We start from the raw sequence: 21,332 nt of genomic DNA on the forward strand, positions 1-21,332 counted from the left end.
CCTATAATAAAATTAATGCATTGCTGGAACAGCAGCGTCTTTAGGAGGTTCTTTTAGCAAAAATGGTACAATAGCTAGTAATAAGCTAAGAATACCTACAACATAAAAAGAATTGACATAACTCAATAAGCTACTTTGATGTAACACTTGTTGTTTTGCCATGGCCATTGCTTCGGTATTATTGGCTATTGGTAATGTGCTAGTCCAATTTTGAAAACTATCGTTCATATATGAAATATTCTGTGATAGTTCTTGATATGTGGTTTGTTGGTTTCTTGATATAAAAGTTGCTACAAAAGCAGTACCTACCGAACTACCAAAGTTCCTGAAAAAGTTGAATGATCCTGACATATCGCCCATATCTTCATCAGCTACTCCAACGACAAGCACACTCATGAATGGAACGAAAAACATCATCATGCCTAGTCCTTGAATAGCAGTAGTTAAGACTATATCAAATTCACTAGCTGTGGGTGAGAAACTTGCTTGCATTAGACAAGAGACTCCGAATGTAAGCATTCCTAAGCTTATCGTTGTCCTAACTCCCAGTTTTTTCACTAAAAAATTTTGTGTGATTACAGCACCAAAAATTGCGGCAACTCCTCTAGGAGCTGTTATGTAACCAGCTAAATCAACTGGGTAGCCATATACTTGTTGTAGCATTGTTGGTAAGTACGCCATAGCAGCAGAAAATAATAGCACAAACATAAAGCATAAAAAGCATGCTAAAATAAAATTGAAATTCTTAAATATTCTGAATTTTACAACAGAAGAGTATATTAAACCTCTCCAGATAAAAAATCCTAATGAAACAATCGATATGCTTAAAAGTATAATCATCTCTATAGAAGAGAACCAACCATTGGTATTTCCATTATCTATGAAAAGTTCTAGGCATCCGACACCAATAGCCATAAATCCAAAGCTAATGTAGTCAATTTTGATTTTTTTGATTTTTGTGGCTTCCATCATAAAGAAAATAATTATAAAAGCTACGACACATAAAGGAACGTTTACATAGAAGATCCATTCCCAAGACATATTTTCACAAATAGCTCCACCAAGAACAGGCCCTATGATAGGTCCCATAACGATAACCATACTGTATACAGTCATCATTTTGTTGTATTCTTCATTTCTGAAGTTTGTAGAGATATATGTCTGTGCTACTGATGGTAGAAATGCTCCTCCCATACCCTGAAAAGCTCTAAATACAATCATTTCAGCTAGAGATGTTGATAGCCCACACATGATTGATGAAATTCCGAAAATTACAGATGAAACTAAAGCTACACGCTTTATGCCATATTTCTCTATAATTAACCCTGATAATAATATAAAGATTGCTGCAGTAACAATATATACTGTAGTAACATCAGCAATAGTTTCAACGTTTGCACCAATTGCTCCCATGATTTGAGGTATGGCAACAGCTACAATTGTTAAGTCAACAATTTCAGCTAATGCTAACAAGCTTATTGCTAGTGCAACTATTGTTCTTTTCTGACTCCAGAAGCCGGTGTTTGCTGTATTATCAGTCTGCATAACCCTATTATTTTATAGTTAGAATCTTGTTAATATACTATAGCTTTTAGCTATATTACTAAGGAATTTAATTTTACAGTTTATTTTATTGTAGAATTATTGCACAATTTTAGTAATGTATTATAGCATTGTATGGACAATAAATATTGAAAATTGGCCAAAATATTATTGATGAAGAAATATCAAATTATAGTCAATGGCTTGATGGGCCGTCAATAATTGCTATAAAGGGTGGCAATACTTCTGATAGTGAAAATAGAATAAGTAATCAAGAAACTGACTGGCATGAACATTCTCGAGGTAAAATATTTTGTATTGAATCTGGACTAGTACACGTAAGTACGCCTGATGGGTCATGGGTGCTCCCATCTAATAGGGCAGGTTGGATTCCACCTAGTACATCTCATAAAATTCGTATAAGTGGATTAGTAACTGGCTGGGTTATTTTTATACTACCTAGTATGTGTGAGGAAATGCCGAAAAGCTCTAGGGTTATTCCAATGAGTGAAGTACTTAGAGCACTTGCACTTAGAGCTACAGAATGGGATAAAAAACAAAAGTTAAAAGTAGATCAAGAATATATTACAAAGATTATTTGCAATGAAATTAGCTCTGCGCCGGAAGAGGCTCTTCACCTACCGATGCCAAAGACTGAAAGGGCTTTAAAAGTTGCTAATGCAATTATTGATAATCCATCAATAGCAACAAGTTTAGAGCAGTGGGCTTCATTTGGTGCAATGTCAGCTAGAACGTTAAGAAGAATCTTTTTATCTGAAACAGGTCTTAGTTTTTCACGTTGGCGTCAACAAGCTCAGCTAGCACGTGGATTAGATATGTTAGCTAGAGATATATCAGTTACTGAAGTTGCAGATTCACTTGGTTATGCATCACCTAGTAATTTTATAGCCATGTTTCGTAAGGCTTTTGGGAAAACACCAAAGCAATACTTTTCTAAAGAAAATTAATAATGTCTTTTATAAAAAGTCTTTTTTTAGTTTTTTGATATCTATTTTACCTGTGTTGTTTTTTGGTAAAGTCTCGACAAAAATACATGATTTAGGGATTTTATAGCTAGCTAATTTTTCCTTACAGTGCTTTATAATATCATCTTCCGTTGCCTTAGAACCTTTTTCTAAAGATATGAAAGCGATTGCTCTTTCTCCAGAAACTTTAGAGTTAACACCTGTTACGACAACTTCTTTTATGTAATCTAGTTTTAGAATGCATATTTCAATTTCACGAGGATAAACATTAAATCCAGATACAATAATCATGTTTTTTATTCTATCTGATATGGTTAGGCGACCTTTTTTATCTATATAGCCAATATCACCCGTTTTTAACCAACCATCAGTTGTAAAATATAGTTCATTATTCTGTTTATCATTCCAGAAACCATGACATTTTTGAGGTCCTTTAAGCCAGATTTCTCCTTCTTTGTAGCATTCATCTATTTCTTGATTTGTCTCAATATCTCTGATGCTAAGTTCTGTGCCTGGGATAGGATAGCCGCATGTGCCAAAGTAATCATCTTCTGATTCATTAAACTTATTTAGGGCTATAGCTGGAGACATTTCTGTCATTCCATATCCCTCTTTGAGTTCTACACCAGTTTTATCTAGCCAGTGCAAGTATATCTTACGAGAAATAGGCATGCCTCCACTTAGTGAATACTGATATCTTGTCTTATTTATTTTTTCAAAGTCAGGATGTTCTAGCATAGCCATATAAAGAGTATTTAGGCCATTAAAAATAGTAAACTCATTTTTTGACATGGTTTTAATCAAATCTTTTATGTCTCTAGCATTAGGAATCAAAACATTCTTAGCTCCAGCAAAGAAAAAACACAATAAGTTCGCACTCAAAGAGAATATATGATAGAGAGGTAAAGCTGTTATTATAACTTGATCGGACATGTCCATATCATGTTTTACCCAAGCCCATACTTGTTGAATATTGGAGGCAAGATTATTGTGAGTTAATATTGCTCCCTTAGGCTTACCAGTAGTGCCACTTGAGTATTGTAAGCATAGTATATCTTCTTTATCTATATCTGGTTTTTTATATAGTTTTTTATTAGCCTTAATAGCTTTAGTAAATGGGATAAAGATTTTTTTGTTATACTTTGGTTTATCTTTTATTAAGTTTTTTGATACGAAGCCAATAATTTGTTTTTTAGGGAATGGGTATAAATCAGCAATATTTGTAACAATTATATTTTCTAATGAATTAATATTTAGCTTAGCTTTTTGAATGTGGTGCGCAAACATATCCATGACAATAGCTGCTTTAATATCACAATTATTAAAAATTGATTCGAGCTCATCAGCTTTGTAAAGTGGATTAGTATTTACAAAAACAGCACCAATTTTGATACAAGCGAATAAACAAACTGTAAATTGCAAGCAATTAGGTAGTACAATAGCTACTCTATCTCCCTTTTCAATCTTTAAGTCATTTTGTAAGAAACTTGCTACTCTGGTAGCTAAGTCATCGAGCTTGGAGAATGATAAATTTACATCATGACATGAAACTGCGTCTCCATATGGAAATTGCATAATCGACTTTTCATACATATCAAGGATTGTAAATTGATTTTCTTGGATATTTGCTGGTGCATACTCTGGATAATTCGATATCCAAGTCTTGCTAGAAAAAGTACTCATAGTCAATATTATTTCTAATGTGTTATTAGATATTCTAGCAAAAATAGAACGTTTTGAAATGATTTTAAGAAATTAAATCCATGAAGGAATATAAGTATGTGAGTGATTATCGTTATTTTTGTTTAATTACAACGCTAGGAGCATCTGCTCTATGATCGTCAGTTACATCTATTTTTTTAATATATCTATTAAGTAGAGGTGTTAAAATAACCATTATAATAGTAACTATTAATATACATATAGCAACATATCCAAATACAGATGTATAAGTATCTAAGCTTTGTTGACTAGTGATATTGTTATCAAATAGAGGTAAAGCTATAAATGATCCGATATATGAAGCTAAATAAGAAGCTACCATTGTTGCAAGGAACCAGAATCCCATAACAAAGCCTGATATCGCTGCAGGACATAGTTCTGCAACCATAGCTAATCCTAGACCAGATATTAATAGTTCTCCAAGAGATGAGGAGGCATAAGTTAGAATTAGCCAGTATCCTGAAATAATCCCATTTGTAGCAAAATATTTTGTGCAATAAAGGATAGCATAGGAAACAAACATAAGAGCTATACCAATACTGAATTTAGTTGCATGAGTCATTTTGCTTTTCTTATATAAAATAGCAAGAATCGGAGACAGTAGCATCAACCAAAGAGGGTTTAAGAACTGGTATTGTGCGGCTGGTACATGCCATCCAAATATAGATAGGTCAACATTGTGTAGTGCAAAAAATGTTAGAGTTGTTGGCATCTGGAAGTACAATGCATAGAAGAATATTGCTTCAATAATTAGTACTAATGCAACTAACATTCTATTTCTTTCGTATGGATTGAGTTTTATCGCTACTTCTAAAAAATAAATAGTAGCAACAATAACAACAATAGCTGTTATTGTGATACATAATCCAGTGTTCGGAAGAATATTTGCTATGAAAATTATAGATATGATGCTTCCAATTATTACATATGCTGCATGAGTAATGTTTAGAGGTTTTTTACCTGGCTCTGATCCTAAGTCTTCAAGATGTTTGAAGAACATAATAAAACCTAGTATGCCTATAAGCAAACCAACACCACAAATTATAAAAGCTTCTGTGTATCCATAGGCCTGAGATATTATAGGGGTTAAGGCCATACACAAAAGACCACCCATATTGATAGCAAGGTAGTAAAGTGTCATAGCACTATTTAAACGACCATCACCCTTATCAAACATTTTTGATATTAAAGAAGAAGGGTTCGCTTTAAATAGAGAGTTACCAACAATAATACCTGCAAATATGTAGTATATTGATTTTTCATTAGCAAAAATGAAGCTTAGGTAAGATAAACAAAGGATCACCGCCCCAATAAGTATTGTACGTTTTGTTCCAAGAACTTTATCACCAATAATGCCACCAACCCATATAAATCCATATGTAAAAGCAAAAAAAGACCCCATTAGGTAAATAGTTTCTAATTCGCTAAGATGTAACTGTTGGGTGAAATATAATGCGATAATCGCCTGAAAACCGTAGAAACCAAATCTTTCCCAGAACTCAATTGCCCAAACTATCCAAAAAGGACGAGATAAGGTATGATAATTTTTATCCATGAATGTACCCTGAAAATTAACAGTATTTAGATACTTAATTAAATCATTACAACAGATGTTTTGCAATAATTATATGTCAGGCATTATAACTATTTGATGAAGTTGATTATTGAAAGAATATTTATTGGGGCAGTCTCTGCTTTGAGTATTCTTTTACCTAAATTTATAGTATTGAAATTCTTAATCTTAAAAAAATCCATTTCTTTACTACTGAAACCGCCCTCAGGACCTATGAAAATATTAAATTTATCGTTGTCTTTGACAATGCTCTCAAAGTTTTTAGGGGTATCTGAATATGGGCAAAGAGTCAAATTAATATAATTATCTGGTAGTTGTATAGTCTTAAGTTCAGTAGGGTGGTGTATTTTGGGTACAAAGACTCTACCGCATTGTTCTGCTGCAGCTATAGCTATTTTGTTCCAACGATCTAACTTTTTATCAAAACCTTTCTTATCAAATTTGTGGTTTGTAAACTCTGTGATAATCGGATAAATATTATCTATACCGAGTTCAGTAGCTTTTTGTACAATAAGATCAAAGTTTTCATTTTTGACAATAGCTTGATAGATATTGGTAATGTAGTCATTTTCATTATGGATTTCTTTTTTTTCTAATACTTGTAATGCTATATTTTTATTAGTTATATCAATGATTTTTGTTTTGTATTGCAAGCCATCACTATTATTAAATAACTCTACAGAATCTGATTTTTTGAGTCTTAATACATTTTTGAAATAGTTGTAATATTCACCAGTGATTGAGATATGCATTGTTTTTGTTGAAATTTCTGCAAAAAAGCCTCGAATAGTTCTCATAAAGTTAAAATTTGATAGAATACTGTTCTTATTATAAATTCTAAATCATTTAAAGAGTAGGGTATATTTATGGGTATTTTTAATAAAAGTTTTGTTACTAATATTGTTGCTGTGATATTGGCAGTAGCAGGGTGGTACTTTGCTGAGCAGCATATTAAGAATATAGGCTTTTATGCTTTGTCAGGAGCATTAACTAATTGGATAGCGATATATATGCTTTTTGAAAAAATACCGTTTCTATACGGCTCAGGAATAATTCCCAATAAGTTTGAAAGCTTTAAAAAAGCCATAAAAAAGATGATTATGGAGCAATTTTTCTCTCAAGATAATTTGAGTAAATTTCTTAGTAATAATGATATAAAAAAGTATATTGCAGATAATATAGCCGCAAAAATTGATTATAACAAGATTTTTGATAGTTTCGTTGATATGCTAATGAGTAGTAAATATGGTTCAATGATTGATATGTTCTTGGGTGGTAAAGATGCCCTAGAAGGCTTGCGTGAGCCATTTATAAATAAGCTAGATGCTAAGATTATTAACCTTTTAGATGAGATAGATATTGATACTAATAAAATTTCTCAAAAAGCATCTGAGAAAATAGAAAAACTTATTGATAGTAGACTAGATGAGTTAACGCCGTTAATGGTAAAAGAAATAATTCAACGAATAATTCGTGAACATTTAGGCTGGTTAGTTGTTTGGGGCGGAGTTTTTGGCGGTATAATAGGATTAGTAGCTAGCTTTATTGCTTAGTTGCTAGTAAGGCTTGGATATTATTAGGCATAGTTTTTTGTCGTTTCTCAATTTGCTTGTTTTTATGTTTTTCTTTTTCAAGGTTTTCTAATAACCAAGGTTTTAATTGAGAGAATATATGAACTAAAGCTTTATTTGTCATTTCAGCATAACTATCAGGAGTTATGTTATCACTATCAATTTTATGATGATACTTTATAGTCTTTATATCTGTATAGCCCGTTCTTTCATTTTTTAAATAGAAAGTAATATAGAAGAAGAATTGTTTATTGTCTAAATCTAGTATAGGACCATAAGTGGTGGTTCCGGATAACGTGAACTCTTGTCTAATATTTATATCTTGGAAAGCAAGATTCTTGACAATATTATTATCTAAAATATATTCAAATGTAGCAACTGTAAGCATTTTTGATACAGGTAAAGCCCACTCACTATTTTTAAAGGTGTATAAACGATTACCCTTGATATAGAACATCTGTGTTGATTTAGATGCTTGAGTTTGGATGTTATAGATAAGTAAAGTTGTATTTATATAAGCATCACCGGTATCAGGAAGCTTTTTTGACTCCATCTCTTGATTATAAATTACATATTGTTTTTGTGCAGGTAATTCTAAAGGGTCACCAAATATCGAAAAAGCAAGCAATTGAAAGGGTAAAAGTATAGTAAATAATATTATATATTTTTTCATTATTCTAATCCTCATCCTTATGGGTTACACCTCTAACAATTGTCGAAGGATCATATTCCAAAACACTAACTACATTATTAAGTCTAGTTAGAGTTTCTTGTCCTTCGATCATTGTTTCATTAAAGTTCATAAGAGTTCTATTGAAATATATTGATGAATTACTTAGATTGTATAGAAGAATGTTCAAACTATCTGCAAATTCGTTGAATCTTTGAATATTTTCCTTAGACATCATCTTATTAAACTTACTAGAGATCTCTTCTAGAGATCCAGCAATGCCATTGACTTTACCTAAAATAGTTTCAAGCTGTGATGGCTTTGATTTTATTTCTGGTATTTGACCTTTTCTTAAGTCAATTAAATCCAAGCTAGTGTTTTTCTCTGAAATGTTTAGTGAAAGCTCAACCTTAGATTGGCCTGTGATACCTACACTTTGTAGAGTTGCTACAGTCTGTTTATATATAGGAATTTGACTATTTATTTTCATGTAAACACTAACAAGTTTAGGGTTTTCTTTATTTATTGAAATATCAGATACTTTACCGATATTAAACCCCTTGTATGAGACATCAGAACCTATGTTTAGTCCAGAAATACTTTTGAAGTTTGTGACAAATGTGGTGGTATCTTGGTTTTTAAAACCTCCCGATAGAAAAAAACCTATAAACACCATTACGAATACCATAAAAATCACAAATAGTCCTGCAATTAGGTTTTTTATACTATTTTCATTCATTATAAGCTCCTAATACTTACCATCATTATGTGAGTCAAAAAACTTCCTGATACTTTCATATTGAGTTTGTTGTGATACGAACTCAACAGTATCATGAAGCATAATCTTTTTTTCATCCATGTATATAATATCATCAACAATATGCCAAATAGTGTTTAAATCATGAGTAATCATCACAACAGACATCTTAAGCTCTTCTTTTAGATATAAAATAAGATCATCCATAGCCCTAGCAGAATATGGATCTAGACCCGCATTCGGCTCATCCAAAAATACAACCTTGGGATCTAGTACTATAGTTCTAGCTAGAGCGACTCTTTTGAGCATACCACCACTTATTTCTGACGGATATTTATGGAATGCTTCTTCTTTTAATCCTACCATCTTTAGTTTGATAATAGCTATATCAGTTAAAACATCTAATGGGAGGCTTGTATGTTGTTTAAGTGGAAATATTACATTTTGTAGGTTTGTTAAAGATGAAAAGAGGGCGCAATGTTGAAACATCATACTCATTGTGCTTGATATTGCTTTACGCTTAATCGGATTGTCTGCTAGTTTTGAGATCTCTTGACCTAACAAAAAAATCTTGCCAGAGTATATTGGTTGCAACATTAAAATTTCTCGCATTAAGGTCGTCTTACCACAACCACTAGCACCGATAATACAGCTAATTTTTTCGAAGTGGATATCTAAGTTTAGATCTTTATGAATCCATTCCTTACCAAATTTTGTACTCAAATCTCTTACTTGAATTAGGCTTTCATTCATCTTTTTCTCCTAAGATCCATTTAGACCTACTGCGAAGATAGCATCAACCAGTATTATCAAAAATATTGAGTAAACAACACTTGTAGTAGTTGCTTTACCAACACTTTGGGAGTCCCTTTTAACAGATAATCCTTGATGACAACCTATTCCAGCAATTACTAATGCAAAAAAAGGTGTCTTTAGAAGACCTATATAGAAGTGATTTACATTTACATTGGAAAATAGTCTTTCTATAAACTGTAGTGGTGTGATTCCTGCGATTAGGTCGGCAATAATAATACCGCCAGCGATATTAGCAATCATAGCTATAACCGTGAGTACAGGTAAACTGATAACTAGTGCTGTTATTCTTGGTAAAACAAGACGTTGCATAGGGTCTTCACCTATTGTCTGTAGAGCATCGATTTCTTCATTAACTTTCATTATGCCAATTTCTGAGGTAAATGCTGAGCCACTTCTACCAGCAATTATTATAGCTGTGAATAGTGGGGCAAATTCTCTAAATGAGGAGATTCCAAGCATATCAACTACAAATATTTGAGTTCCATACTGCATTAGTAAATTAAGAGGAAGATAGGTTAATACCAAGCCTATAATTAGTGATAATAGTATTACTATACTTAATGCTCTGATTGTAGAGTCGTAGCAAATATTTAGAACAATTGAAAAAAAAGCTTTATAAGGTCTACGAATTAACGTTATGTAACCTAAAAAGATAGCTCCGAGGAAGCTTATGCTTGTTTTAACTTCTGATAATAAGTTATTTGTGTTTTTACCAAGAGTATAGATACTATTGAAAACAACGTTTGATTTATTCGATAATTGTTCCTCAGCAGTAGTTGGGAAGTTTTTAAATACAATATCTACAAGGTTTTTATCTTTCTCATTAGCGAAAATAATATTCTCTTTTGATAAGCTTAGATCCTTTGCTGTTTTGATAATTATATAAGCACCAGCAGTGTCTAATGATGTAACTTTAGTTAAATCAACTTGTTTTATATCGTCTTTATTACGACTTATTTTTTTATCAATGAGCTTAGAGTCAATTTGTTTTAGAGTTAATATACCTTCAAAATAAATAGTATTTTGCTTGATTATTATTTCCATTTATTTTCTGTATAGTATTATCTTTATTAATCAAATATACTAAAAATTATCACTAATACCAACTAGAAGCAGGCTATTTGCAGTATTTAATAGAGTCATATTGAGTCAAATTGTTATGCTCAATAACTGAAATAAGTCTGTTTTTATATTCATCACCACCGAGAGCAGAGTAGTTTTCTAGAGTATTCAATAAGTCTTGTTCGGGAAGTTCATTATTATTGATTTTATCTCTAATTATTCTAAAGTCTTTAAATTTAGAGCCGGTATTAAGTCTATAATAATACCCAAGAACGCTTTCTGCGGCACTATTGAATGTTTCAAGATAAACATTCGCTGATTTAGCTTTGGCACCACAGCCCTCATAAAAACAGTGTAATCCAAAGTAATTATTATAATCTCTGGAGAACCTAGATGTTCCCCAGCCACTTTCAAGAGCTGCTTGAGCTAGCACAAAACTCGTTGGAATTCTTTCTGCTTTAATATCAAGATAACTTAATTCGTCAGCAGTATTATGCGCGGGATCAATTTTATAATATCTTAAATATAGATCTAGTTTATTAAGCTGTCTGCTACTAAGAGTATTGCTTTCAACCAAATCTTTTTGTAGTTTATGTATTTGCTGTCTTTGTAAGCATATTTCATTATTAGCTTTTTCAATAGCAGAGAGCATATATGATATAAAAGCTTTTTTTCTTTCTTTGAAGTCTTTTATTTCAGAAAAATTAGGTTTTTTGACTATAAAAGGAGCTCTAGATTCTAAGAAATAGTTCATTTTTTCATGTTTGGAGCTATTTATAGATGATAGTATTGCAGCTGATATGATTATGAGTAGTAAATAAAGGCAATACTTTAGAATTAGTTTGTTATCTATATTACTCATAATCGTAATAATCTTCCTCATAGTCATCGTCGACTTCGATTGTTTGTTGTAGTTCTAGTTTTAAATTTAGCATATCTTCAGGAAGTTTGCTTTTAAATCGTACCATCTTTTGAGATATAGGGTGGATGAAAGAAAGTTTATATGCATGTAGAGCTTGTCTATGTATATTTTCTATTCCAATTTTTTCTAGCTTTGTTGATGATTTGTTATATGTTTGATCACCAACTAAAGGATGCTTGATACTTTTCATGTGAACTCTTATTTGATGAGTTCTTCCAGTCTCTAGTTGGCACTCAATTAGAGTGAAACCATCATATACCTCTACAGGCTTATAGTAAGTAATAGCTTCTTTACCTCTATAATTGACAGCCATTTTTGTGCGATTATTTGGATCTCTTCCTATGGGTTGGTTAACTGTTCCTTCTTCATAGATTTCACCCTCTACTATTGCAAGATATTTTCTAGACACTTGTCTTTCTGATAGCTGCTGAACTAGGCTATGATAAGCAATACTACTTTTAGCGGCAACCATTAAGCCTGAAGTGTCTTTATCTAGACGGTGAACGATACCTGCTCTTGGTAATTTGTCTTGATTAGAATATTTATGGAGTAAAGCATTTGATATGGTGCCAGTTATATTGCCAGCACCAGGATGTACAACCATATCGATAGGTTTATCAATTACTACAATGTCATCATCTTCAAATACGATACTTAAATTAATATCCTCAGCTATCCACTCATTTGTTGGTAAGAGTTCAACATTGATATCAATTTCTTCATCTCCTAATATGATATATTTAGGCTTTGTAGCTTTTCCATTAACCGTAATTAGGCCATCTTTAATCCATTTTTGTATTTGTGAACGGGAAAATTGATCAAACATCTCATTTACTGCCGAGTCGATTCTCTTGCCTGCATAATCTGGATGCATCATAAATTTTTGATGAAATTCGTTAGATAGTGTATTATTTGCCATGTTATATGCTTAATATAAGTATTTTTTATTAAATAAATTGATTTTTACGTAGAATTATATAAGAAAATTCTAAGGATAGTTAAATTAAATGAAAAGGTTTTTATATTTAATAACCATTATATCTATGGTAATGATGTTAGTATCTTGTGGACCCAAAAAAGATAGTGAGCTTCCGCAAGTTTATACAGGTTTTACGGCGAGCTTCATTTATGCAAAAGCTCATGAGCAAATGCAAAATGAAAAGTACTTTGATGCTATTCGATCATACAAGTCATTAGTTGCACAGTATCCGTTTACTCCACTGGCTGAGAAAGGTATGGTTGATTTGATTTATGTTTACTATATGGATGATGAATCAACTATGGCTCTAGCATTAGGACAACAGTTTATTAAGATGTATCCGTATAGTTCATATAAGGGCTATGTATACTATATGATTGGTGTTGTTGGGTTTGAAGATGGTAGGGGTATCTTACAAACTTATGCTCCTTATGATATGAACTATCATGATCCAACCGGTTATCAAGATGCTTATGTTAACTTCGAAAAAGCGATAAAGCTTGATCCTAAAGGTAGTTTTGTCCCTGATGCAAAGCGCAGAATGTTGTATATAAATAACATAATCGCGGAGCATTATTATGATATTGCTATTTTCTACTATAAAAGAGGCGCATATAACGCGGCTTTGGATAGAGCTTCTCAAATTATAAGAAACTATCCTCAGAGTACAGCTACTCAAGATGCTTTGGTATTAACAATTAAGGCTTATAATAAGCTTGGATTGTATGATCAGGCTAAAGCAAATATACGAGTGCTTAAGAAAAATTATCCTAAAAATAAATTTGTAAATAACCTACGTCCAGATGGTACGGAAAATCCCACTTGGTTTGATAGATGGTTTGGTTGGTTATAAAAAAATGTGGAAAATTTATTTTTGAAAACGCATGATAACTTTTCTTTAAAATATTAATCCTTTAGTATATTTATTATCACAGAGTAATTTCTTGGTAAAATGTACAAAAAAATTATTACAAGCTGTATTTTAACCTCAATGTTTGGTTTTGCTCATAGTCAAACATCTTCAAATCTCTCAAATGAGACTTCAAAGTCTAGTTGTCGCTGCTTACCTTCAGAGGTATGCTGGCCTGATTCTAAACAATGGGATGATCTGGCAAAATCACTTAAAGGTAAACTCATAAAGCCAACTTCTTTTTTTTCCACATGTGAAAAAGATTCAGAAAATGATAGCTGTAAATCAGTTTTACAAAATATGAAAAATCCTTTTTATATGCAGTCAGATTCTAGTAGAAATGAATCTCAAGGGTGGTATGGAGCATGGCATATTCAGCCAAGTAGCTATGCTGTTGAAGCAGAGGATACTCAAGATGTTGTGAATGCTATTAACTTTGCTAGAAAACATAATCTACGTATTGTTATCAAAGGGGCTGGACACGACTATTTAGGGCGTTCTAGCTCTCCAGATGCCTTGTTAATATGGACTCACAATATGCGTGATATTAAATATGATAAGCATTTTCACCCTAAGAGTTGTCCAAAGGATAAAGAGTATTCAGCTGTTACAGTTGGAGCTGGGACAAGATGGCTTGAGGCTTATGATGTTGTTACTAACAAACATCATGAATATGTCCAAGGAGGAGGTTGTACAACTGTTGGGGCAGCTGGCGGTTTTCCTCAAGGTGGTGGTTTTGGTAGCTGGTCTAAAAAATATGGTACAGGTGCAGGAGGAATAGTACAGGCTGAGGTTGTTACTGCAGATGGTAAGACAGTGATTGCTAATGAGTGTCAAAATCAAGATTTGTTTTGGGCAATTAAAGGTGGTGGTGGAACTTATGGAGTTGTTACAAATTTAACACTAAGAACACATCAGCTTCCTAGTCACTTTGGTTTGATTAGTGGTGAAATAACAGCGAGCTCAGATGAAGCATATAAGGCTTTGATAAAAGAGTTTCTTTCATTTTATTATTCTAACTTGAATAATGAAAACTGGGGTGAACAGTTTGCTTTTCGTCCAAATAATAAAATGACAATAGCCATGGTCACACAAGATTTAAGTCAAAAAGAGGCTTTAGAAATTTGGCAGCCATTTAAAAAGTGGGTACAAAATCAACCTGGTCTTCATTATCAGGCCAAATATATAGATATTCCACCAACACAAATCTGGAACTATGATTATTGGCATAAAAATTATCCTGATATGGTTGTTAAAAATACTGGTCAAGATGCACGTGATGGAGAGTTTTGGTGGGCTTCTAATACAGGAGAAGTTTCTGCATATTGGTATACTTATCAGTCTTGGTATTTACCAGAGAAGTTGTTTGATCCTAAAAATATTGATAAAACGACAGAAACTTTTTACAAGGTTTCTCAGCTTGCACCAGTATCTATTCAAATTAACAAAGGTTTGGCAGGAGCTTCTGAACAAGCTCTAAAGTTAACTGAGCAGACATCTATGCATCCAGGTGTTTATAATGCTGGAGCTTTGGCTATCATGAGTTATAGTACAGATAAACCTCAGCTTGGCAAACCAAAAATGACTCCACAAATACAACAAAAAGTAGATAATATTTATAAGGCTATGGGAATGATAATGGCACTAGCTCCTAATGCGGGAACTTATGCAAATGAGGCAGATTATTTCCAAAAAAACTGGCAACAAGTTTTTTGGGGTGATAATTATAATAAGCTTCTTAAAATCAAAAACAAATATGATCCGAATGGTTTATTTTACTGTCATCACTGTGTAGGTAGTGAATATTGGCAAGAAGGTGGTATGTGTCGTAAATAAACAATTGCTCTAATGTAAAGATTTAAGAATGACTTTTATTTCTTTTCTATAGTTATGTAAACCTAGTTTTAGCTGTTAGTATTAATAATTTGTCTTATTAGCAACTATTTGTTTCAGTTGGAGGTGCTGATACTAGCAGGATTTAAAATATATCTATTATGTTAGAAATTGTGTAACAGCTTATCCTTTATTTGATTTGTCTAGATAGTATCCCTCAATTAATGAGGTTTACGATAGTTAATGATAGCTAAAATAGAGCTTAGATCATTTGTTAAAAAAAAGATGTTGAGTGATTTAAATTAAAAGATATTAAATTAAAAATTATTATACGAAAAGAGATTTTTTACTTATAAACTGGATATTTGTCACAAAGTTCTAAAACTTTTGCAGCTGTTTCAGTTTCAACTTTCTCATCTCCGCAGTTGTATACTACATCTGCTAGCCAATTTGCGATTTGCTCACACTCAGCTTCTTTGAATCCTCTAGTTGTAATAGCGGGGCTTCCTATTCTTAAACCACTTGTCACAAATGGAGAGCGAGGGTCATTCGGTATAGAGTTTTTATTCACAGTGATATTCGCTCTACCTAAAGCAGCCTCAGCTTCTTTGCCTGAGAATCCTGTATTTGTTATATCTAGTAATAATAGGTGATTATTCGTACCGCCTGAAATAATATTAATATTACGTTCTTTTAGAACTTTTTCGATAGCCTTAGCGTTTCTCAATACCTGCTTTTGGTAGTCAATAAAGCTAGGTTCTAATGCTTCTTTAAATGCAACTGCTTTAGCTGCGATTACGTGCATCAAAGGTCCACCCTGAATACCTGGAAAAATAGCAGATTGGAATTTTTTAGCTAGGTCAGGATTATTGTTACAAAGTATTAATCCACCTCTCGGTCCTCTTAAAGTTTTATGAGTAGTTGTGGTTGCAACATCGACATAAGGGAAAGGGTTCGGATATAATCCTGCTGCTACAAGACCTGCAACGTGAGCAATATCAGCCATAAGTACAGCATTTACTGAGTCTGCGATTTCTCTAAATTTTTCCCAATTAATGATTCCTGAAAAAGCTGAAAATCCAGCGATTATCATTTTTGGTTGATGCTCTTCAGCAAGTTTAGCTACTTGTTTGTAGTCAATGTCACCACTTTCATTTAGACCATATTGGATAGAATTATAAATCTTACCTGAAAAATTCACTTTACTACCATGAGTCAAATGTCCACCAGCACCAAGATCCATGCCAAGGACAGTATCGCCTGGTTTTAGTACAGCATTATATACCGCGGCATTTGCTTGTGAACCAGAATGAGGCTGAACATTTGCATAGTCAACGCCAAATAGCTTTTGAGCTCTTTCAATAGCTAGTTTCTCAGCTATATCAACGAATTCACAGCCGCCATAATATCTTTTACCATGATATCCTTCGGCATACTTATTTGTGAGTTGAGAACCCTGAGCCTCCATTACGGCAGGGCTAGCATAGTTTTCTGATGCAATAAGTTCAACATGCTCATGTTGTCTTTTAACTTCAAGCTCTATAGCATCAAATATTTCTTTATCAGTGTTTTTTAAGCTATTTTTTTCAAAGCTAAACATATTTGGTAGTCTCCTGATATCTTTTAGGTGGATAAAATAAATTAAACGTTTAAAATTATAGCTTATATTATATACATATTAGCAAATTAAAATAATAGCCATGAGCAAAGTAATTGACTTAGATGAAATAGAACGTTTAGAGCGAGAAGAAGAAAAATCTCATTATAAAGCTGTAAAAAGTAAAACAACTATAAAAAAAGATGCTCTAGAAATAACTGACTTTGGTAAATCTCTCACTGAACTAAGTAAAGAACAGTTAAGTAAGTTACCAATAGATGAAAATCTAAAAAATAATATTCTTAATGCTAAAAATTTACAAAAGATAGCTTTAAAAAGACAAATACAGTTCATAGGTAAGCTACTAAGAAAAACAGACAATCTAGAAAAAATTTATCAAGCTTATGATGTTCTAGTGAATAAAGATAAAAGTACAAACCTTATGCTTCAACGCTTAGAGAATATTCGTAGTAATCTCTTGGATCCTAGCAAATCTAACGCTACTTTAGATAAGCTTATAGAAGAATATGTTAACATAGATGTACAGAAGTTACGTCAGTTAATTAGAAATCATCATAAAGAGATTGAGAAAAATAAGCCAAATAAGTCATTTAAGGAAATATTTAAACTACTAAAAACTTTAGTTTAATTAACAGAATCGTTTTATTATTAAAAATAAGAGCTGTTATACTATAATTTGTAGTATCGCAGTAAAATTATATATTTTATGTTGGGAGAAAAGTTTTGAGATCTGAAATATACACCAAGATAGTATTTATGCTTATGTTGGTAATGTTTGTAAGTATTTTCTTTTTTGCTAGATTTTTTATCTCGGTGGGGTTTATATTAATTATTTTTTTCTCTCTTTTTAATAAAGAGGTTTTTAAAGTCCTCAAAAACAATAAGTCACTTCAGTTTTTACTGTTATCTGCGATAATGATAAATATTGGTATGATTTATGCATCTTTTGCTAGTGGCAATTTAGATATTAAGTCAATATTGGGTTTTTCAAATCCTATATTTATATTTCTATACATATGTTCAGCTAGTTACTTTCTATCTAAAAATACTAAGTATGCTAATTATCTTTTGAATTTTTATCTAGCTATTGTAGTTATATTTTCTTTGTATGCGTTATTTAGATATGTACTACATGCAAATTTTGTAGTTAGTCAGATATACTTTGGGATACATGGAGGTAGTGTTATCCAGTCAATAGTGGCATTGACATTTCCTTTTTCTGCTGTGGTAATTATTGGTAAAGCTATTAGAATGCCAAATTTACTGTTAAAAATATTGATGTTTGCTGCTGGATTATTAGTAATTTTTATTGATCTTTTTGTAAATCGTAGTAAGGCAGGCTATGTTATTGAATTTGTAGTATTTATTTATTACTCATTCATAGCCTTAAAATACTTTAGCTTTAAACATAATAAGTTAAGTATAAAACGTTTGGTTAGTATTGTAACTACCTGCATCATAGTGATTATTATTATCTTTGGAATTGTTTATAAGTTCTCTGGTATTTTCCATTATAGATTACAAACCTCTGTTGAAGAGTCGCAAGTGTTCTTTAATCAAGACTATAACAATATAGATGCTAGGAAACAATATGAGACTTCGACAGGGCTTAGATTGTTATACTATAGCTCTTCATTTAAGGTTTTAAGACAATATCCTAAACTTTATATACTGGGGTGCCCTTATCTTACAAGTACTACTGATGTTATTCAATGTACTAAAATTTTGATAAATGAAAATAAACGATTAAGAGATGATCCTCGTGTAGTTAATGACGGTATTATGGCTCATGATGAATTTATCAATTATATTTTTAGGGCAGGTATAGTCGCTGGAGTTTCCCTTTTATTATGTTTTGTGGCATTTTTTGTTGAAGCAAGATGGTTGGACTATCGAAATCGAGTCTATTTTAGAGTTTTAATATTAGCAATGTTTATTGGTTGTTTATTCGATTATTTCTTTACTACACAGATAATGGTTATTTTATTTGCTAACTTAACGGCAATATTCTTAGCTCAAAGAAAGTGTGAAGAGAATAAAGATTCTAATATTATAACTTCTTAATAGTTTAAATCTTATTACTATATTTGCAAAAAACGTATTTTGAGTTAGTATATTTTCATAGTATTTGTTAAATTTTATACTGGAATAACTTAGCGTATAAACATTAAACCTATTTGGACTTTTATTTATGTCAACTTCGATTAAAAAAATTCCGGCTTTTATTCCTTCAAGAGCTAAATTATCAAATTCTATAGAATACCAGTACATTACCAAAAAGATTTTTAAAACTTGGAGAACAAGTGAGGTAAGTCAAGAGATGTATAATGCAGTTTATACATGGATTGATAAAAATCCTGATTGGGAGTTTCATTTCTTTGATGATGAAGCGTGTCGCGGGTTTCTCAAAGAGAACTTTGAAAAAAATGTTCTTGAAGCTTATGATAATATAATACCTGGGGCTTATAAATGTGATTTATGGCGATATTGTGTATTGTATATTCATGGTGGGGTATATAGTGATATTAAGCAAGAATTATTAGTTAGTCTTGATGATGTTTTATCCAATGATATTGAGTTTGCTTCAGTTAAAGATAAATATAAATCAGACTATGAGTTTGATGGCTATATTTATCAGGCGTTTATGTGCTCAAAGCCAAAGCATCCATTCCTAAAAAAAGCTATTGATATGATAGTAGAGAATTCAAAGAATGGTTTTTATGGTAATGATCCTTTAAGCATCACAGGTCCAGGTTTGTTGGGCAAAGCAATTAATCTAACAGTTAATCAACAAGAAAAGACTCCATTACACTCAGGTGCTAATAATATAAATAACTTTAGATTTGAGCTTTTTCCATATATAAAAGACGCGATATATACACATCAAAACGCGATGTTTATAAAGCCTGAGTATAATCGTTCATATAAAAAAGACCTTCATGTAAATCTAAAGAAAAATTTTGCTGGTAATTATTCGTTATGCTGGTTTACTGGTAAATGTTTTGCTTCTGGAAAAATTGATAGAATTAAGTCAAAATTCTTTAATAAGAGAAAAGGGCGCTATATTATCGATTCACTCTATCTTGAAGGTAAGCTTAATAAGGCTAGATTGACAGGTATCAAATATATCCTATTACAACCAACTCGTAGTTTATTTCTTATTAGAAAAATAATTAAGAACGAAAAGCAATTCAAGAATTAATGCCTATTTTTAATTTCGCATTGTAAATTTTTCAGTGATTGGCAATATAGTTGATCTGAGTATTCTTTGAGGTTTTCGCGTATTTGCAAATAATCGTGCCGAGATAACTCTATTGCTCTAGCCATAGCTTCTGCATAATCATCATCTTTTTTATATAATATGGCGTTATCTTGATTAAAGCCATTTATTGGAGCAAAACTTTCTCTAATAATAATTGGCTTTAGAAAACCATAGACAAGCTGAAATGTACCACTAGTCTTACAAGTAATATATTTGATATGATCAGGATTATCTTCGTATGCTGATAGGATAAAGTCAGCTTTTTCAATTTCAGTATACATTTTTTTGAAATCAAGACGTCCTTTAATATCAAAATACTTTTGCAGGTATGTTGGTAAATCTTTGATATTTCCTTTACCAATAACGACAATTTTAAAGTTAGTAACACCCGTATTTATTAGTTCTTCTACAGCATTTACAAGAAGTTTAGTGCTTTTTCTTTTTTCTGAAATTGCACCAATAGTAACAAAAGTTGTCAGAGAGTTTTTATTATTTAGCTTGAACTGTCCAAAATAGTGAGGATTAACAGCGATAGTAGTCGCATTTTTGTAGTCCATTGTTCTAAGTGTGATAATATCCTTACGTGTTTCAGAGTTATTATCAAAGTAGCTATCAATTTCATGTTCAACAAAGAAAAGTTTATTTCTATCTATTTGTTTATTAAACGAGTTATATGCTTGGTTTATATCTTTACCATCATATAGTTTGCCAATTGTTGTGATTAGTACTCCTTGTACATTAGCCAAACTATTTTTTTTGAAAAACTTGCGAATTTGTCTTTTAGACATTTTATTGTACGAGATATTTTCATTATCAAATCTACAGAATAACCCTTCATTGTATCTTTTAGGGTTGATTAGGATAGAAACATGGTAACCCAAATCAAGTAAGTATTTCGCAAATCCAGGAACTATTTCAGCATGGCTGTGTGTGCAAGGCTCCCATAGCAAGAATGTATTGTCTTTTATGATGGGTTTTTTGTAAGAAAAAATATTATAAATTTTTTTTAAAAAGGACATCTATTACTTCAAACAAATAACTAATATATGAAAACATTATAACACTTTAAGCCAGTAATTCTTAGATTACAATTATTAGAGATTAATAAA

19 protein-coding genes are annotated in these 21,332 nt (G+C 31.8%); 7 read left to right on the plus strand and 12 right to left on the minus strand.

Translation table 11 applies throughout. From position 1 onward, the window contains the following. Window positions 1–12 precede the first annotated feature (12 nt). Window positions 13–1,545: an MDR family MFS transporter gene (locus F7308_RS05235; RefSeq protein WP_013922813.1), complete on the minus strand. Its 1,533-nt coding sequence runs from the start codon at window positions 1,543–1,545 to the stop codon at window positions 13–15. 143 nt (window positions 1,546–1,688) lie between these two features. On the opposite strand from F7308_RS05235, the gene F7308_RS05240 reads away from it, so the two are divergent. After that, entirely contained in the window at window positions 1,689–2,510 is an 822-nt protein-coding gene (locus tag F7308_RS05240; RefSeq protein WP_149368522.1) for an AraC family transcriptional regulator, read from the plus strand. A 9-nt stretch (window positions 2,511–2,519) separates the two neighbouring features. Here the strand turns inward: F7308_RS05240 and F7308_RS05245 are convergent, their stop codons facing one another. From F7308_RS05245 to F7308_RS05255, 3 genes are all read right to left on the minus strand, one after another. After that, window positions 2,520–4,211 carry a long-chain-fatty-acid--CoA ligase gene (locus F7308_RS05245; protein WP_013922815.1) on the minus strand — a complete coding sequence of 564 codons (1,692 nt, stop codon included), beginning with the start codon at window positions 4,209–4,211 and terminating at the stop codon, window positions 2,520–2,522. Between the two features lie 112 nt (window positions 4,212–4,323). Continuing rightward, window positions 4,324–5,805, minus strand: a complete 1,482-nt coding sequence (locus F7308_RS05250) for an oligopeptide:H+ symporter (RefSeq protein ID WP_013922816.1) — start codon at window positions 5,803–5,805, stop codon at window positions 4,324–4,326. 89 nt (window positions 5,806–5,894) lie between these two features. Next, window positions 5,895–6,620: a 16S rRNA (uracil(1498)-N(3))-methyltransferase gene (locus F7308_RS05255; RefSeq protein ID WP_013922817.1), complete on the minus strand. Its 726-nt coding sequence runs from the start codon at window positions 6,618–6,620 to the stop codon at window positions 5,895–5,897. A gap of 69 nt (window positions 6,621–6,689) precedes the next feature. On the opposite strand from F7308_RS05255, the gene F7308_RS05260 reads away from it, so the two are divergent. Beyond that, on the plus strand, window positions 6,690–7,376 hold the full coding sequence (locus F7308_RS05260; protein WP_013922818.1) for a DUF445 domain-containing protein: 687 nt from the start codon (window positions 6,690–6,692) through the stop codon (window positions 7,374–7,376). Here F7308_RS05260 and F7308_RS05265 read toward each other — a convergent pair. From F7308_RS05265 to F7308_RS05290, 6 genes are all read right to left on the minus strand, one after another. Beyond that, window positions 7,366–8,067, minus strand: coding sequence for a hypothetical protein (locus F7308_RS05265; protein WP_013922819.1), 702 nt, complete (start codon window positions 8,065–8,067; stop codon window positions 7,366–7,368). The two genes, F7308_RS05260 and F7308_RS05265, sit on opposite strands and share 11 nt — an antisense overlap. Window positions 8,068–8,071: 4 nt before the next feature. Next, on the minus strand, window positions 8,072–8,803 hold the full coding sequence (locus F7308_RS05270) for an MlaD family protein (protein WP_013922820.1): 732 nt from the start codon (window positions 8,801–8,803) through the stop codon (window positions 8,072–8,074). A gap of 9 nt (window positions 8,804–8,812) precedes the next feature. Further along, a complete protein-coding gene (locus F7308_RS05275; RefSeq protein ID WP_013922821.1) occupies window positions 8,813–9,574 on the minus strand; it encodes an ABC transporter ATP-binding protein in 762 nt (253 codons plus the stop codon). Window positions 9,575–9,583: 9 nt separating this feature from the next. Then, entirely contained in the window at window positions 9,584–10,681 is a 1,098-nt protein-coding gene (locus F7308_RS05280) for an MlaE family ABC transporter permease (RefSeq protein ID WP_013922822.1), read from the minus strand. Window positions 10,682–10,754: 73 nt separating this feature from the next. Further along, entirely contained in the window at window positions 10,755–11,582 is an 828-nt protein-coding gene (locus F7308_RS05285) for a glucosaminidase domain-containing protein (RefSeq protein WP_408610305.1), read from the minus strand. Beyond that, entirely contained in the window at window positions 11,554–12,540 is a 987-nt protein-coding gene (locus tag F7308_RS05290) for an RluA family pseudouridine synthase (protein ID WP_013922824.1), read from the minus strand. Before F7308_RS05290 ends, F7308_RS05285 begins: the two co-directional genes overlap by 29 nt. An 88-nt stretch (window positions 12,541–12,628) precedes the next feature. On the opposite strand from F7308_RS05290, the gene F7308_RS05295 reads away from it, so the two are divergent. Together F7308_RS05295 and F7308_RS05300 are read left to right on the plus strand one after the other, a co-directional pair. Further along, window positions 12,629–13,453, plus strand: coding sequence for an outer membrane protein assembly factor BamD (locus F7308_RS05295; RefSeq protein ID WP_013922825.1), 825 nt, complete (start codon window positions 12,629–12,631; stop codon window positions 13,451–13,453). Between the two features lie 99 nt (window positions 13,454–13,552). After that, window positions 13,553–15,346: an FAD-dependent oxidoreductase gene (locus tag F7308_RS05300; RefSeq protein ID WP_013922826.1), complete on the plus strand. Its 1,794-nt coding sequence runs from the start codon at window positions 13,553–13,555 to the stop codon at window positions 15,344–15,346. 343 nt (window positions 15,347–15,689) lie between these two features. Here F7308_RS05300 and glyA read toward each other — a convergent pair whose 3' ends face one another. Next, window positions 15,690–16,943, minus strand: a complete 1,254-nt coding sequence (gene glyA / locus F7308_RS05305; protein WP_013922827.1) for a serine hydroxymethyltransferase — start codon at window positions 16,941–16,943, stop codon at window positions 15,690–15,692. Between the two features lie 100 nt (window positions 16,944–17,043). Here glyA and yjgA point away from each other — a divergent pair, with 100 nt between their 5' ends. The 3 genes from yjgA to F7308_RS05320 all read left to right on the plus strand — a co-directional run bounded on the left by yjgA (window position 17,044) and on the right by F7308_RS05320 (window position 20,163). Beyond that, the gene (gene yjgA / locus F7308_RS05310) at window positions 17,044–17,589 is read left to right on the plus strand and encodes a ribosome biogenesis factor YjgA (protein WP_013922828.1); all 546 of its coding nucleotides are present in this window, start codon (window positions 17,044–17,046) and stop codon (window positions 17,587–17,589) included. A 95-nt stretch (window positions 17,590–17,684) separates the two neighbouring features. Continuing rightward, window positions 17,685–19,025, plus strand: coding sequence for a membrane protein (locus tag F7308_RS05315; RefSeq protein WP_041263703.1), 1,341 nt, complete (start codon window positions 17,685–17,687; stop codon window positions 19,023–19,025). 127 nt (window positions 19,026–19,152) lie between these two features. Continuing rightward, window positions 19,153–20,163 (plus strand): glycosyltransferase family 32 protein, encoded by a 1,011-nt coding sequence (locus tag F7308_RS05320; RefSeq protein WP_013922830.1) that lies wholly within the window; start codon window positions 19,153–19,155, stop codon window positions 20,161–20,163. On the opposite strand, the gene F7308_RS05325 is transcribed toward F7308_RS05320, so the two are convergent. Further along, window positions 20,160–21,242, minus strand: a complete 1,083-nt coding sequence (locus F7308_RS05325) for a hypothetical protein (RefSeq protein WP_013922831.1) — start codon at window positions 21,240–21,242, stop codon at window positions 20,160–20,162. The two genes, F7308_RS05320 and F7308_RS05325, sit on opposite strands and share 4 nt — an antisense overlap. Window positions 21,243–21,332 lie beyond the last annotated feature (90 nt).

Origin of the sequence: Francisella salina, assembly GCF_000219045.1 — a bacterium.
Lineage (GTDB): Bacteria > Pseudomonadota > Gammaproteobacteria > Francisellales > Francisellaceae > Francisella > Francisella salimarina.

Coding starts and splice junctions, on each gene's coding strand:
- F7308_RS05270 (WP_013922820.1), bottom strand. CDS start 8,803: ATGAATGAAAATAGTATAAAAAACCTAATTGCAGGACTATTTGTGATT.
- F7308_RS05265 (WP_013922819.1), bottom strand. CDS start 8,067: ATGAAAAAATATATAATATTATTTACTATACTTTTACCCTTTCAATTG.
- F7308_RS05295 (WP_013922825.1), top strand. CDS start 12,629: ATGAAAAGGTTTTTATATTTAATAACCATTATATCTATGGTAATGATG.
- F7308_RS05290 (WP_013922824.1), bottom strand. CDS start 12,540: ATGGCAAATAATACACTATCTAACGAATTTCATCAAAAATTTATGATG.
- F7308_RS05285 (WP_408610305.1), bottom strand. CDS start 11,582: ATGAGGAAGATTATTACGATTATGAGTAATATAGATAACAAACTAATT.
- F7308_RS05275 (WP_013922821.1), bottom strand. CDS start 9,574: ATGAATGAAAGCCTAATTCAAGTAAGAGATTTGAGTACAAAATTTGGT.
- yjgA (WP_013922828.1), top strand. CDS start 17,044: ATGAGCAAAGTAATTGACTTAGATGAAATAGAACGTTTAGAGCGAGAA.
- F7308_RS05245 (WP_013922815.1), bottom strand. CDS start 4,211: ATGAGTACTTTTTCTAGCAAGACTTGGATATCGAATTATCCAGAGTAT.
- F7308_RS05320 (WP_013922830.1), top strand. CDS start 19,153: ATGTCAACTTCGATTAAAAAAATTCCGGCTTTTATTCCTTCAAGAGCT.
- F7308_RS05300 (WP_013922826.1), top strand. CDS start 13,553: ATGTACAAAAAAATTATTACAAGCTGTATTTTAACCTCAATGTTTGGT.
- F7308_RS05255 (WP_013922817.1), bottom strand. CDS start 6,620: ATGAGAACTATTCGAGGCTTTTTTGCAGAAATTTCAACAAAAACAATG.
- F7308_RS05260 (WP_013922818.1), top strand. CDS start 6,690: ATGGGTATTTTTAATAAAAGTTTTGTTACTAATATTGTTGCTGTGATA.
- F7308_RS05280 (WP_013922822.1), bottom strand. CDS start 10,681: ATGGAAATAATAATCAAGCAAAATACTATTTATTTTGAAGGTATATTA.
- F7308_RS05325 (WP_013922831.1), bottom strand. CDS start 21,242: ATGTCCTTTTTAAAAAAAATTTATAATATTTTTTCTTACAAAAAACCC.
- F7308_RS05235 (WP_013922813.1), bottom strand. CDS start 1,545: ATGCAGACTGATAATACAGCAAACACCGGCTTCTGGAGTCAGAAAAGA.
- F7308_RS05250 (WP_013922816.1), bottom strand. CDS start 5,805: ATGGATAAAAATTATCATACCTTATCTCGTCCTTTTTGGATAGTTTGG.
- glyA (WP_013922827.1), bottom strand. CDS start 16,943: ATGTTTAGCTTTGAAAAAAATAGCTTAAAAAACACTGATAAAGAAATA.